General features: G+C 70.7%; 13 protein-coding genes. 7 read left to right on the forward strand and 6 right to left on the reverse strand.

Annotated elements, in window-relative coordinates:
* Nucleotides 1-96: 96 nt before the first annotated feature.
* Entirely contained in the window at nucleotides 97-429 is a 333-nt protein-coding gene (locus PZB77_RS00125) for an ankyrin repeat domain-containing protein (RefSeq protein WP_275495853.1), read from the reverse strand.
* 682 nt (nucleotides 430-1111) lie between these two features.
* Between PZB77_RS00125 and PZB77_RS00130 the strand changes: the two genes are divergently transcribed.
* On the forward strand, nucleotides 1112-1795 hold the full coding sequence (locus tag PZB77_RS00130) for a DUF1963 domain-containing protein (RefSeq protein ID WP_275490441.1): 684 nt from the start codon (nucleotides 1112-1114) through the stop codon (nucleotides 1793-1795).
* Nucleotides 1796-2105: 310 nt separating this feature from the next.
* On the opposite strand, the gene PZB77_RS00135 is transcribed toward PZB77_RS00130, so the two are convergent.
* Nucleotides 2106-2630 carry a hypothetical protein gene (locus tag PZB77_RS00135; RefSeq protein WP_275490442.1) on the reverse strand — a complete coding sequence of 175 codons (525 nt, stop codon included), beginning with the start codon at nucleotides 2628-2630 and terminating at the stop codon, nucleotides 2106-2108.
* 398 nt (nucleotides 2631-3028) lie between these two features.
* Here PZB77_RS00135 and PZB77_RS00140 point away from each other — a divergent pair, with 398 nt between their 5' ends.
* Entirely contained in the window at nucleotides 3029-4357 is a 1329-nt protein-coding gene (locus PZB77_RS00140) for a helix-turn-helix transcriptional regulator (protein WP_275495854.1), read from the forward strand.
* A 295-nt stretch (nucleotides 4358-4652) separates the two neighbouring features.
* On the opposite strand, the gene PZB77_RS00145 is transcribed toward PZB77_RS00140, so the two are convergent.
* Nucleotides 4653-5285 (reverse strand): TetR/AcrR family transcriptional regulator, encoded by a 633-nt coding sequence (locus PZB77_RS00145; RefSeq protein WP_275490443.1) that lies wholly within the window; start codon nucleotides 5283-5285, stop codon nucleotides 4653-4655.
* 101 nt (nucleotides 5286-5386) lie between these two features.
* Between PZB77_RS00145 and PZB77_RS00150 the strand changes: the two genes are divergently transcribed.
* Nucleotides 5387-6295, forward strand: coding sequence for an NmrA/HSCARG family protein (locus tag PZB77_RS00150; protein WP_275490444.1), 909 nt, complete (start codon nucleotides 5387-5389; stop codon nucleotides 6293-6295).
* Nucleotides 6296-6576: 281 nt separating this feature from the next.
* Here PZB77_RS00150 and PZB77_RS00155 read toward each other — a convergent pair whose 3' ends face one another.
* From PZB77_RS00155 to PZB77_RS00165, 3 genes are all read right to left on the reverse strand, one after another.
* On the reverse strand, nucleotides 6577-6858 hold the full coding sequence (locus tag PZB77_RS00155; RefSeq protein ID WP_275490445.1) for a hypothetical protein: 282 nt from the start codon (nucleotides 6856-6858) through the stop codon (nucleotides 6577-6579).
* Nucleotides 6859-7420: 562 nt separating this feature from the next.
* On the reverse strand, nucleotides 7421-7954 hold the full coding sequence (locus tag PZB77_RS00160) for a hypothetical protein (RefSeq protein ID WP_275490446.1): 534 nt from the start codon (nucleotides 7952-7954) through the stop codon (nucleotides 7421-7423).
* 284 nt (nucleotides 7955-8238) lie between these two features.
* Nucleotides 8239-9165: a DMT family transporter gene (locus tag PZB77_RS00165; RefSeq protein ID WP_275490447.1), complete on the reverse strand. Its 927-nt coding sequence runs from the start codon at nucleotides 9163-9165 to the stop codon at nucleotides 8239-8241.
* A gap of 73 nt (nucleotides 9166-9238) precedes the next feature.
* Here PZB77_RS00165 and PZB77_RS00170 point away from each other — a divergent pair, with 73 nt between their 5' ends.
* From PZB77_RS00170 to PZB77_RS00185, 4 genes are all read left to right on the forward strand, one after another.
* The gene (locus PZB77_RS00170) at nucleotides 9239-10192 is read left to right on the forward strand and encodes a LysR family transcriptional regulator (protein WP_275490448.1); all 954 of its coding nucleotides are present in this window, start codon (nucleotides 9239-9241) and stop codon (nucleotides 10190-10192) included.
* Between the two features lie 308 nt (nucleotides 10193-10500).
* A complete protein-coding gene (locus PZB77_RS00175) occupies nucleotides 10501-10662 on the forward strand; it encodes a hypothetical protein (protein ID WP_275490449.1) in 162 nt (53 codons plus the stop codon).
* A 449-nt stretch (nucleotides 10663-11111) separates the two neighbouring features.
* On the forward strand, nucleotides 11112-11381 hold the full coding sequence (locus PZB77_RS00180; protein ID WP_275490450.1) for a GlsB/YeaQ/YmgE family stress response membrane protein: 270 nt from the start codon (nucleotides 11112-11114) through the stop codon (nucleotides 11379-11381).
* Nucleotides 11382-12286: 905 nt separating this feature from the next.
* Nucleotides 12287-13060: a TipAS antibiotic-recognition domain-containing protein gene (locus PZB77_RS00185; protein WP_275490451.1), complete on the forward strand. Its 774-nt coding sequence runs from the start codon at nucleotides 12287-12289 to the stop codon at nucleotides 13058-13060.
* Nucleotides 13061-13159 lie beyond the last annotated feature (99 nt).

The following is a 13159-nucleotide window of genomic DNA, read 5'->3' on the forward strand; positions in this document are numbered from 1 at the left end:
CGAGGACGGGGGCGGGGACGCTGCCGGGGCACCACCGCCAGGTCGCACGTCCCGGGGACGCGGACCGAGGACCGTGCGGCATCCCGGAATCCTTCGTCAGAGATCACCCATGGCTTCTCCACGGGCGAGCCAGGCCTCGAAGAGAGCGCAAGCAAGCCAGTGCCGGTTGACGAAGGCCAGGTGATGCGCTGACACCCCCGCCCCACCGTGCGAACGACGAGTGGGATCCGCGCCCTGAGACAGCAGGAGACACGTGGCATCCACGTGAAGAGGTTCCCCGGTCTGAACGTGTCCGTCGATCTCCCCGTCGACGGCACTGTGCAGAAGGGTGAACCCGTTGTACTCCTCGTGGATATCGGCTCCTGCCACCAACAGATCGCGCAGTTCCTCCAGCCGATCCTGTTCGACGGCCAAGTGCGCCGGTGGCATCTGCACTACTGCACCTCCCCCTTCAGCGAAGATCCTCTCAGGCCACGGCATCCGATCCCGCCGACCGGGCAACCGCAGGACTGGTCAGCGCCAGGCCCGAGGGCCTTTTCGGGGGCGGGAGCCGGGCGCGCCGACTACTTCCCTGAGAGACCCCTTGGGCTCTGGGGAAGAGAAGGGTTCCGGGACGGATCCGGCCCGAGGTGGACCGCCGGCCCTTTCGATTCCCGAGGGGACCTCGGGGGTTCCGGACGCCCCGCCCCGGCGGACCGGTTCGGAACGAACGGCCCAGAAGCGCTGTACGCCGATCTCCGGACCCCACGGCCACGCCCCGGCCCCCGGGGGAGACCCGGGGCGGGCAACGGTCGCTCGGATGCCGTTCAGCTGTGCCGTTGTAGTTGGCCCGTCCGGCCAACTACAACGCTCGGGCGCCGTCTGGCAGGGTTCCTCCATGGATGATCATCTGATGGGCTCGGACCTCGGGACAGGCGTGGCGAGACGGCGGACGCCGCCACGTCCCGTGGACGTGGTGAGGTTTGTTCCAGGGCTCGCCGCGTGGGCGCGGGACACAGTGCGTCTGCATCCGAGGCGGGGGGTGCCGTCGAGCACTGAGAGCTCCGTGGGCGGGCCGTTGCTGTGGCCGGTAGACAAGGCCTGGCCGGTCTGTACTCAAACGCACCAAGACTTGGGCAGCGGCCTGCCGGGCAGCTCCAGGGTGCCGATGGTGCCGGTCGTGCAGGCCTTCCGCGCGGACCTGCCGTCCGGCGTGGTGTCTTTCCCCGAGGGCACGGATGTCTTGCAGGTGCTCTGGTGCCCGTTCAACCACGAGTTTCCCGCGTCACCGTGGCCGGTGGTGTTCTGGCACGACTCCGCCGCCGTACGGGCCGTGCTCCCGGCACCGCCAACGGATCCGGCAGCGGCCCGTGGGCATGTTCCGGCGCCGTGCGTGGTCCACCCGGAGCGGGTGACGGAATACCCGAGCTGGGATCTGCCGGAAGACCTGGCCGACGCATGGCAGGAGGACTTCCGCCGACTGCAGGAGGCGATTCCGCTGCTGCCCTTCTCCGGCTTCGCCGAGGCGCCGGGCATCAAAATCGGCGGGTATCCGTCCTGGTTCACAGGTCAGGGATGGGTGGACTGCCAGGGGTGCGGCCGCCGCATGGACCACCTGCTCACCGTGTCGAGCTGGGAATGCGACGGCGCCTCGTGGCGCATCTGGCTGCCCTTGGAGGACCGGGACGAGGACGACGGTCGGGCAGTCCCGGTGGACCCCACCGGGCTTGACGTGGGCAGTGTGGGCTCGGTGTACATCTTCGAGTGCCGTGGCTGCCCGGAGCGCCCCGTCGCTCACTGGTACGACTCGGACTGACCGCCCTCAGTCTCCTTCACGACCACCGTCTCGCCGCCGGCTCACGTTCTGCGGGCTACGGGTGGCAGTGCTTGGAGTCCCCCCTGCCTGCTCACAGTGCAGCTCAGCCCGCACGCTCCGCCTTCGCAGGGCTCCGTACGCCGACTGGCAGAACCGCATGTGGCCGGGCACGTGGGTGTGCCCGGGCGGACACAAGCGCGAGTCACGGCGCCGTGCCGTCGCCGGCTACCCGCGGCGCCGCTCCCACCGGGCCCCGCGTCCCGCCGTCGCTGCGGCGGGGCGCGGTGCCCGGACGGGAGCGGCGCCGCCGTCAGCGGGCGCTCGTGGTGGCGATGTCGGCGATGTGGTCGTACCGCTCCAGCAGTACGAAGAGCCTGGTCTTCTGTGTCGTCTCCCCGCTGCCGTAGGTCAGGGTGATGATGACCTCATGGCCGTTCCCCACGATGCCGTTGTCGGTCACACTCCACCGCGCCGGGATGTTCTGGGCACGCAGGATGCCGTCCGTCGCGTTCTTCTCCTCCCAGGCAGCAAGCCGCTCGGCGAAGTCGGGCGTCAGGTAGTGCCTGCGGAGCGCTGCGGCCAGCGTGACGTCCCGGTCCGTGCCGTCGCCCTTCGCGTCGATGTACGCGCCGTAGAAGTCGGCGACCCGGGTCACCGCTTGGCCGAACGTGCCGCTGACCGACTGTGGTGCGGCGGTGGACGCCGCTGCGGGGGCGCGGACGGACGCCTGCGCCGACATCTGTGTCGACACACCGAGTCCGACGGCCAGGGCGAGGCCGGCGGCGACGGCGGCGCGGCGGGCCGGACGACGGCGTGCCGGGAATTTCATGTTCATGAGCGACTTCTTTCTCTGATCCGTTTGTGGTTGCTCTCGGCCGGTTGCGGCTTTCGTGTCGAAGGCGCACGTGTCGGCATCCCGGCCGTGTCCGGTGCGGGGACAGGACGGCCCGGCTGCCCGATACGGAGACCGGCATCGTGAGGGTGGGTGATGACGCGTCACACCCCGGTGGCTGTGGAGGTAACCGTCGGTGGATGCGTGTCGGATGTCGCCCGACGCCGGCTGGTCCCTCCAGCCCTGGTCGGTGCGACACCAGGAGCATCGGCGGTCGCCGGAGCCCGGCGCAACGGCTGCCGCCCTTGACGCGACGGTGGAACCGTCCCAGCCCATCTGACGTGCAGGTATACGAGCGCCTGGGATACGGGATCGCGGGCGACGACGGGGGCACGGTGTCCATGCGGGACGATGTCGAGGAGTTCGCGGCGCTGCTGCGCGGGCTGAAGGAGCGCACCGACCGGAGCTACGGTTCTCTGGCCCGGCGCGTCCACATGAACACCTCCACGCTGCACAGGTACTGCGCGGGCGAGGCGGTACCGCAGGAATTCGCGCCAGTGGAACGGCTCGCGGTCTTCTGCGGGGCGACACCGCAGGAGCGGCTCGAGCTGCACCGGCTGTGGTTGTCGGCGGTGGTCGATCGGCAGCGTGCACGAACGGCCGGCTCGGCGGGCGCAACGGTACCGGAGCCAGAATCGGAACCGGGGGCAGACCCGGAGCCGGACGGGCCACTCGTCGAGGCAGGCAGCTCCGCAGAACAGCCCGGAGACGATCCCGACCCGCTTTCCCCCGCCCTCGCCGGCGCTCCCCGCCTCCCGAACCGCCGTCGGCGGGCCCTGGCGTCCGCCGCCGTCGCCTGCGCGTTGCTCGCCGCTCTCGGCATCGTGTTCGCCCTGTCGGACGACGGCTCCTCCGAGGCGGACGCCTCCCGCCCGGCGGCCCCCTGGACGACCGCCCCCGGCGCACCCCGGCACTCGGCGAAACCGCCGGCCTCCCCCTCCTCCCCTTCCCGGAGCTCCGCGTCGCCCAGCCCTCGGCAGCGCACCACTCCCCCGTCACCCACCAGCGGCGATCTCACCTCGGCCGTGAAGCCGGCCACCGACTTGCCCCTCACCTGGAGCACCGACTCCCTGGTCTGGGACAAGGGCTGCGGCCACGACTACGTCATCGACAAACCGCCCGCACAGGTGCCTCCGCCGCCGGTGGAGCAGGACGCCGGGGCGTGGGCGTCGACGCAGGGCGCGGTGCACGGGCGGCGGACGATGGTGCAGATCTCGGTGCAGGGGCGTTCATCCACGGCCGTGGTCCTGGAGGCGCTCCGCGTCCGCGTCGTCGGCCGCGGCAACCCGGCCGCCGGGAGCGCGTACTCCATGGAACAGGGCTGCGGCGGCGAGCTCACGCCCCGCCGCTTCACCGTGGACCTCGACGTCGACCGCCCTGTCGCCCGCCCGAAGGACGGTGCCGATCGCGGACGGACCATGCCGGCCGTGCGCTTCCCGTACCGCGTCTCCGCCGAGGACCCGGAGGTGCTGCTGGTCGACGCGACGACACAGACCTGCGACGCCCGCTGGTACCTCGAACTCGACTGGTCCTCCCAGGGCCGCACCGGCACGATCCGCATCGACGACAACGGCCGTCCGTTCCGCACCACCAGCATCAAAGGAATGCCGCGCTACTGGTACGGCACGAACGACGCGGACATGCGCGCCTGGGTTCCGGTGCCCAGCTAGCTGAGCCGATCGCTGCCCCAGCGCCGCCGTTGCCTGCCCAGCGAAGTCGTTGAACGACAAGCTAACGACTCTCCTCTTACGCCTGATCCTTCAGGGGGCCATGCTCCCGCCGGACACCCCGGGAGCCCCGGACCGACACGACCCACCCCGGAAGCCCTGTACGCCGATCTGACGGCCCAATCGCCGCGTCCCGGTTAAGCCGAAGCTCGGGAGTTGTCACCGGCGACGCCGGATGAGCCGGCGGAGAGGACCGGTCGAGGCACGTCGGTTGTCACCGATAAGGGCATCCCGCTTGTCACAAGCGCCCGTTCGGCAGACTTTCTGTCACCAGTACCGAAGAGTCTGAGTTCCCGGCTGCCCCAGCGATGCCGTGCTCGGGGCTGATTCCTTCCACAGCGAGGCGGAAGAGGCGGTCGGCCTGGGTCTCGGGGTCCTTGTGGTGCTCGGTGGCCAGGGCGATGCCGACGGCGAGGGTCAGCAGGTCGTGAAAGGTGACGTGTGGTGCAACCGCCTTGTCGCGAATGGCCCGCTGGAGCAGGGGAGTTGCGGCCGCTGCGATTCTGTTGCCACAGGAGTGCGGGGAGGGTTCCTCGGTGGGGGGCTCGTAGCTGAGGGTGTTGGCGAATCCGCGGGCTGAGACGGCGTAGAGGACGAGGGCGTGGAGCCACTCCAGGAGGGCGGTGCGGCCGTCCTCGGTCGCACTTAGCCGGTGGGCGCGCTCGCACAGGCCCTCGATGCGCTCCTGAAAGACGGCTTCGAGCAGGGCACGGCGGGTGGGGAAGTGACGGCGCACGGTCGCCGAACCGACGCCTGCGGTGCGGGCGATCTGCTCCTGGGATGCCTCGGCGCCGTGCGCGGCGACCTCGGCTTCGGCGACGGCGAGGATGCGCTGGTAGTTGCGTCGGGCGTCCGAGCGCTGACCGGGCATGATCTCCTCATTGCTAAACGGCGGGCACCGCCATATCTTAGCGGCAAGCAAAGCGGCGGGCCCCGCCGTTTTCTTTCTCCGGTCCGTCAGGAGCAGCAACCATGAACAGCGATACCGTCCTGGTCACCGGAGCCACCGGCCAGCAAGGCGGGGCCACGGCCCGCGCACTCCTGGCCGCCGAGGTGCCCGTACGTGCACTCGTACGCGATCCGCGGTCGAAGGCCGCCCAGGCGATCGAGGCGCTGGGCGCCGAACTGGTGCGGGCGGATCTTTCCGACCGGGCCTCCCTCGGCCCAGCGGTCGAGGGAATCCGCGCGGTGTTCTCGGTGCAGATGCCGCCGATGAACGAGACCGGCGTGGACTTCGCGGGCGAGCTCGCCCAAGCCGCCAACCTGGTGGACGCGGCGAAGGCTGGGGGTGTACGGCAGTTCGTGCAGTCCTCGACCAGTGGAGTCGGTGAGCACACCCGGGCCCCCGGCTGGGCCGAGAGCCGCTGGGCGGCGATGGCGGACTACTTCCACACTAAGCAGGCGATCATGGAGGCGGTGCGTGGTGCGGGCTTTGCCCGCTGGACGGTGATCAAGCCCGCCTTCTTCATGGAGAATCTGCCCCTGCTGGCGCCGAGAGGGCCCCGCGGCGGACTGCTGACGGTACTGAAACCGGACACCGAACTGGCCCTGGTGGCCGCGCGGGACATCGGCACGGCTGCGGCGCACGCCCTTCGAGACCCTGACCGGTTCCACGAGGTGGAACTGGAACTGGCCGGTGACCTGCGCACCATGGAGCAGATCGCGCAGACCTTGTCCGCCGCCTGGGGCGTGCCCGTGACCGCGCCCTCCATGAGCCTGGAAGAGGCCCTCGACGCGGGCATGCCGAAGTGGGGAGCCGGACACGAGTGGAACAACGCGGTCCTCCAGCCCGCCCGGCCCGAGTTTGCCCGGGAGTTGGGCATCCCGGTGACCACCTTCGCCGAGTGGGCGGATGAGCAGCTGACACCCGTGTCCGGCTAGGGCGTATCCGGCGCTGCGACGCTCGGCCGCGCCCGCCGGGGCGGACTGGGGCGAGAAGTTGGAGTGGCCCTGCCCCGGCATCCCCGCCGCGGTGGTTGCCGAATTCGCCGGGCACTCGTGGCCGGCCTGCCGTTCTTCGCTCCGGAGACGGTGACGACCGACCACCGATTCGTCTACCGCAACCTGGTCGAAACCAACGGTGACAGCAAGCCTGCCTATGTGACGACCAACGTGCTTCGGCTCACCGGACCTGGGGAGGCCCGGGACGGTTGGTGCGGGGATCAGAGCTGGATGTCGAGGTAGTCGATGTCGGTGAACTGGACGTGGAGGCCGGCGGCGCGGCGGCCGCCGTCCTGGAAGTACTGGTCCTGGAGGCCTTCGGCGATGACGGCCTGGAGGTCTTCGTCGCGGGCGCCGGCGGCCCGGGCGCCGAAGAGGCGGGCGGCGTAGCGGGGTGGCAGGGGCTGGGTGAGGCGGCGGATCCTGCCGTCGTCGCTGGAGCCCGCGGCGGCCGTGAAGCCGAACCGGGCACGGGTCTCGACCCTGATACCGGTGGAGGCCACCGCCCGCTTCCGGGCCCGTTCCCGGCCCCGGGGCTGCCAGTCCTTGCGGACCTCCTCGCCCAGGCGCGCGGCGAGGTCCGGCCGGGGCCGGCGGATCTGGCCCTTGAGGTAGTGGGTCTGCGTGCGCAGCGCGAGGAGCGGCCAGGGGCGGGTGCTGACGAGGAGGGTGGTGTCCTGCCCGGGGCCGAGGACGTCCTGGAGGAGGGGGCGGGGCGGGTGTTCGCGGCCGGGGTCGCGCCGAGTGGGTGCAGGGGGTTGCCCTGTCGATGAGGGTGCGGGCTTTCTTGAAGTGATCGCTGGCGGTGAGGTCCGTGACGCCGCACGTCTGCTCGATGTCGCAGCCGGTGCCGGTGGCGGAGGTCAGGAGCATCCGGCCGACCTTGCGGACCGCGCGCTCGCGGGTCTGGAGGCGGGTGACCTGCGCCCGGAAAGGGGGCGGACATGCAAACGGGGCCGGAGACGTGCTCAGCGCTTCCGGCCCCTTCGTTTCGAGCGCAGGCTGGTGCGGTGGCCTCGTCCCGGTCATGGTTCCCGGCGCGCACCCATGCCGCCAGCATGACGGCTACAGGGAGGTGAGTTCGAGGGTGAAGGTTCCGGTGCGGCTGCTGATCCCGTTGAGGACACAGTTCAGGGTGTCCAGCGTGGGGCCGACGTTGACGACGACCGCGCTGTCACCGGCGAACAGGCCGGTGGTGACCGCGCCCGTGCCGACGGAGACGATCTGGCCGGCGGCGTTGTTGTTGACGTAGTTCACCAGGAGGGTGCTGCTCTGGCCGTTGTTCCAGTTGATCGTCAGGGTGGCGGTCGACGGGGAGGCCACCGTGAGACAGGAACGGGTCGCGTCGAACGAGATGGTCATCGTCCCGGTGGTGATGGCCGGGTTGGTCGACACGCACGGACCGAGCTGCCTGCCCGTGTTGATGTGCACGGTCTGGGGTGTGAGCGTGACGGGTGGGCTGTAGGTCGTGGTCTCGGTGCCGAGCAGGCAGGTCGTGTCCGCGACTCCTGCCGAGGCGGGGGTGGCGAAGAGCAGGCAACTGGCCGCTGAGGTCACAGCGGCTGCCAGCAGGGCCATGGGGCGGTAACGCGGGCGCATCGGGGCCTCCAGTCTCAAGCCCTCGTGCGGAGGGCCACCTCTCCGTTGTGACAGGCACGGCAAGGAAGAGCAATAGCCCCATATGACCGGTTAGTTAAGGCTGAAGACGAGTGCCTGGTCTTCGTAGTCCGTCCAGGTCTGCGGCGCTCAGGGCGCTTTACCGTCCCGATCGAGGCCGGCGGACCCCACGCCGTGGGACCGGTGCACCCATCCTGCGGCGCCGGACGGACTCGAGACCTCAGGGGCGCGGGCGCACCGCCCGTGATCGGGCTGTCGGCCGGGGGTCAGGAGTGGTGGCGTGGGAAGGCGGTCTCTCCCGGTCGCGGTGCGGGGTCCGGCGTTGCGGGCCGCGGGGGCCGGGGGCGCTTGTTGAGGAGCAGAAGGCCGGTGATGGTGATGAGCCCGCCGAGGACGGCGGTGGGGTGGGGTTGTTCGCCGAGCCAGAGGTAGGAGGCGGCGAGTGCGACCGCGGGAACGAGGTAGAGGGCGGCGGTGGCGGTGGTGACGCTGAGCCGGGCGACGGCGTAGCCCCAGACGAAGAACCCGGTGGCCGAGGGGAGGAGGCCGAGGCAGACGGCGGCGGCTGTCGCTCCGAGGGGGGCGTGGGGGACGGCCCGGATGGTGGTGGGGGCGAGGGGGAGCAGAAAGGCGGTTCCGGCCCACATGGTGTAGGCGGCGACTTCCAGTCCGGTGTAGTGCCGGAGCAAGGGCTTGATCGTCAGGTGGTAGAGGGCTTGGCCGCAGGCCGCTGCGAGGACGGTCCATGCGGCCGCCGTGTATCCGCTCTCCGTGCCGGACAGCGCGATGAGTCCCGCGCCGGCGAGAGCGGTCAGTGAACCGCCGGCCTTGGTGGGGGTGAGCCGCTCGCCGAGGAAGCGGGCCGCGAGCAAGGCGCTCATCGCGGGGACGGCGGCCATGATCAGGCTGGCGGTACCGGCGGGGACATGGAGCTCGCCCCAGTTCAGCAGGAGTTGGTAGGCGCTCATCCCGGTGCCGCCGGCGAGGCCGATGCGCCAGAGGTCGTCGCGTGCGGGCCGCCGGATACTCAGCCACGGGGTGACGGCGGCGAGGGCGAGGGAGGCGACGGCGAGGCGGAGAAAGGACAGCTGGGCCGGTCCGTAGCCGTCCAGGGCCACGCGGATCGCGGGGAAGGCGGTGGCCCACAGCAGCACGGTGGCGGCGAGGGCGAGCGGGGTCTTGTCGAGCTTCACCCTGCCGACTCTGCCGGGTAGCATTCATTAGGTCTATTTATCTTTTTCTTATTGATCAGTTAGGAAGTCTTCCTTGTTGGATGTTCGCCGACTGCGGGTGCTGGCCGAGTTCGCCTCGCAGGGCACCGTCGCGGCCACCGCGCAGGCCCTGCACCTCACCGGCCCGGCCGTCTCCCAGCAGCTGGCGGTGCTGGAGAAGGAGGCCGGGGTACGGCTCCTGGAGAAGCGGGGCCGCACCCTTCACCTCACCGGCGCGGGACAGCGCCTGGTGGACCACGCCCACGTGCTCCTCGGCAACCTCGCCGCAGCCGAGTCGGACCTGACAGCACTGCGTCAGGGCGAGCGCGGCACCGTCAGGATCGCGGCGTTCGCCTCCGCCGCCCGCACGATCATCCCCACACTCTGGCCCACGCCCGGCACCGCACCCGCCCCGGAAGCGCCCACCCTGTTCCTGGCCGAACACGAACCCCCGGCCGCCGAGACCGCCCTCGCCCGGCACCAGGTCCATATCGCCGTCACCCACTCCTACAGCCTGCTCCCCCGCCCTCTTCCCGCCGGCTGCGAGCACCTGGCCCTGTTCGACGAACCCGTCCTCCTCGTCCTGCACACCGCCGACGCCACCGAGCGCCACCTGTCACCCGGCGCGCCGGCAGACCTGCGCCGCTTCTCCGACGCCCCCTGGCTCCTCCCGGGCCCCGAGACCGCGTGCCACGAAATGACACAGCGCGCGTGCGGCGCCGCCGGCTTCGTCCCGCGAACCGCGGCGGTGGCCGGCGACTTCACCGTCCTCACAGCCCTGGTCGCCCGCCGCGCGGGCGTCGCCCTCATCCCGCGCATGGCCCTCCCCGCCCCCACACCGGAACTGAGCGTCCACCCCCTGCACGTGCCGGTCCACCGCAGCATCCACGCCCTCTACCGCTCCGGAACCGGCCGGCACCCTGACATCCGATACGTCCTCGACCGCCTCCTCCCGCCCCCGACCACCGAACCCGGACCTCCCGGACGTCCACCAGCACGAACGGCCTGAGGGGAGCAGGACCAGGCCCGACCAGCTCCCCAGAAGCCGCCCGTTGAGCCACCAAGGCGCGGTGCCGCGCAGGCGCTGGCAGGCGGGTACGCAAACGGAGCCCCACCCGGAAGGTCCGAGGGGGCTCCGTCACCACACGGAGAACCGGTCCTGACCGCTGGCCGCCCGGCACCTGCCACTGAACCGCAACCCGGAGCGGCACAGCGTCGTGGGACGATGCCGCTGCCCGCTCGCCGGGGGAACCACCTCATGAAGTGGGCAGACACAGGGCGTAGGCCGTCACGGTCGCCGTTGAGGCACTTGTCGCGTTGAAACTCGGCAGAAGCTCGACCGTCCACGTTCTGGCCGCCGCGTCGGGATACTCGCTGGACACGCCGAGGACATCACTCGGCGTCGCACTCCATCCTCCGCCCGACCGCCTGCTGAAGAGCGGTACGCAGCTCGGCGATCTGCTCATCGCGGGCGTCTGAACGGTCCGGAGTCGAGGTCATGACCCTTCAAAACCCGCCGGGGACCGGAGGAGCGCGCTCGCCGCGATCGGCGTCGGCGGAGCGGCGGCTCTCACCTCGGAGCGGCGGCTCTCACCTCAGTCCGGACGTACAACGCAATGTCCCTCAGGTGTTGTTGTGGTCGCTGGTCACGACGGTGATGGTGAGTCGGCTCTTTGGGGTGCGGCGTGTGCGGACGGCCCGACGAAAAACAGGCCGCGCCCCTGGGCAGCAGGGGACCGGCCGTCACTGCGGGCGAACCACCGGGGGCCCGTCGCGGCGCGGACCGACGTCGCCCGGGATCCCGCGCCCTGGGGTGCCGCCCCGCCGGCCGATGCACAGATGTTTCGTGCGAACAGGGTTTGAAAACACCGGCACGGTAAACACGGCTTCTTGACACCGTCTTTATATGACCAGGTAGGAGAGGCAACATGGGCATCATTGCGTGGATCATCATCGGGTTGCTCGCGGGCCTCATCGCCAAGGCACTCATGCCGGGCAAGGACCCGGGCGGCATCATCATCACGATGCTCATCGGCGTCGCCGGCGGTCTCCTGGGCGGCTGGCTCGGCAAGGTCATCTTCGGCGTCGACTCGATCGACGGCTTCTTCGACCTCTCTACGTGGATCGCTGCCATCGTCGGCTCGCTGATCCTCCTCGTCCTGTACCGGGTCATTACCGGAAACCGTCGTCACGCCTGACCCGCACCCATGACCGCGAAGCGGCCCCGCCCGGGTGGGCGGGGCCGCTTCGCGTATGTCCGCGTATGTCGGAGGGCTTCAGGTCGCGGGCCGGCCCTGTGCGGAGCGGCCCCCTGTTCGGCCGGGAACGCGTCCTGGGCCCCGCCTCGACCACCGGGCCGTCGCCTCGGCACCGGCTCCCCCGCGTGCGCTGCGCCCTCATCGCCGTCATCCGCCCGCAGGCCACTTCGAAAACGCTCAGTGAGCCTCTTTCATCCTGTGCCGGCAGGTGAACGGGCTGGTCAGCAGGCGAGGGTGGCTCGTCCGTCACGCGCGGGCCACCCTCCCACCCGGCCGTGCACCGGCCCACCACGGCGGCGATGTCCGCGCCGTACTTGCGGGCGCGGGCGGTGAGCGTGGCCGGGCCACCCGGTCGGGCCGTCCCGTTGGCGGGCAGCGGGCTTTCGCCCCCGGGATCCGACATCCGCCCTGGTGGCGAAGTGCCCCCGCTGCGAACGACGCACCGGCCCCTCTTCCGGGCGGGTGCCTCGGTAAACAGTGGCCGGAGTCCCGAGTGCGCCGCTCGGGGGCAGGTTCACCAGCGAAACGGCCGGCCGCCAGCACGCCCGCCCCCAGCAGGGAGACGTGCGGCAGAACTCGCGGCCCGCAGAGGACCCGACGGCCGGCAGGGGCCGGCCCATGGAGGGCTGCGGGGGCGGACGGCAACCCGGCGGGCAGCGGCAGCCGGACAGAAACCGGCCTGGCCCGTTCTCCGCCGCAGTCCGGAGGTTTCTGTCTCCGAGGAGAGATGTGACGCAGACCACGATGCCGGCGACGGGATCCGGCTTGCGGTTGCCGCTGCGTCAACTTCTACGGTGATTGATGTCGGCGTGATCCGTCGAGGGTGATGGGCAAGGAAAGAGCAGGTGCACGTGGCTGAAGAGTGGTCGATCACGGCACTGGCGGCGATGTCCGGGCTGACCTCGCGGGCGCTGCGTCATTACGACGCCCTTGGTCTGCTCCCCGCGGACAGGGCCGGCAGTGGCGGTAAGCGCTACTACGGCGAGGCGTCGGTGCTGCGACTGCAGAGCATCCTCCTCCTGCGCGAGCTCGGTCTCGGCCTGGCCGAGATCGCCGAGGTCGTGGACGAGGAGAAGGACGCCGTCACGGCCCTGCGCGGGCACCTCGTCAAGCTCCTCGCCGAACGTGAACGGTTCGACCAACTGGCCAAGACGGTCGCCAACACCCTCGCTCACCTGGAAGGAACGACCCCCATGAACCCGGCAGAGCTGTTCGAGGGCTTGGACCCCGTCAAGCAGACGCAGTATGAGAACGAACTGGTCGACCGGCACGGAAAGAAGGTGATGGAGCACATCACGGAGAGCAAGCGCCGCATGGCCGGCTGGGATACGCCCCGGACCCAGAGGATCGGTGCCGAGTACGAGGCGATCGAGGACGCGGCCGTCGAGTTGGTCCGGGCCGGAGTGCCGCCGACGGACGCCCGCGCACTGGAACTCATGGGCCGGCAGTTCGAGGCGGTCTCGGCGTTCTGGACCCCCGGCCGTGCCTCGTTCACGGGCCTGGGTCAGACCTACGTGGACCACCCGGACTTCAAGGCCCGATACGACGCCAAGCACCCCGCGCTGGCCGAGTTCCTTCGCGACGCGATCGCCGTATACGCCCAGCAGCACCTGGGCTGATCACCCTCGCCGGCCCCCACCGGCCCGGGTTTCCCCTCGCGGTCGGGGACCCGGACGCGAAGGCACGGGTGGTGGCCGGCGACAGCCCGCTCAGCGGCT

Origin of the sequence: Streptomyces sp. AM 2-1-1 (assembly GCF_029167645.1) — a bacterium.
Lineage (GTDB): Bacteria > Actinomycetota > Actinomycetes > Streptomycetales > Streptomycetaceae > Streptomyces.

Coding starts and splice junctions, on each gene's coding strand:
- PZB77_RS00125 (WP_275495853.1), bottom strand. CDS start 429: ATGCCACCGGCGCACTTGGCCGTCGAACAGGATCGGCTGGAGGAACTG.
- PZB77_RS00150 (WP_275490444.1), top strand. CDS start 5,387: ATGAACAGCGATACCGTCCTGGTCACCGGAGCCACCGGCCAGCAAGGC.
- PZB77_RS00180 (WP_275490450.1), top strand. CDS start 11,112: ATGGGCATCATTGCGTGGATCATCATCGGGTTGCTCGCGGGCCTCATC.
- PZB77_RS00135 (WP_275490442.1), bottom strand. CDS start 2,630: ATGAACATGAAATTCCCGGCACGCCGTCGTCCGGCCCGCCGCGCCGCC.
- PZB77_RS00160 (WP_275490446.1), bottom strand. CDS start 7,954: ATGCGCCCGCGTTACCGCCCCATGGCCCTGCTGGCAGCCGCTGTGACC.
- PZB77_RS00140 (WP_275495854.1), top strand. CDS start 3,029: ATGCGGGACGATGTCGAGGAGTTCGCGGCGCTGCTGCGCGGGCTGAAG.
- PZB77_RS00145 (WP_275490443.1), bottom strand. CDS start 5,285: ATGCCCGGTCAGCGCTCGGACGCCCGACGCAACTACCAGCGCATCCTC.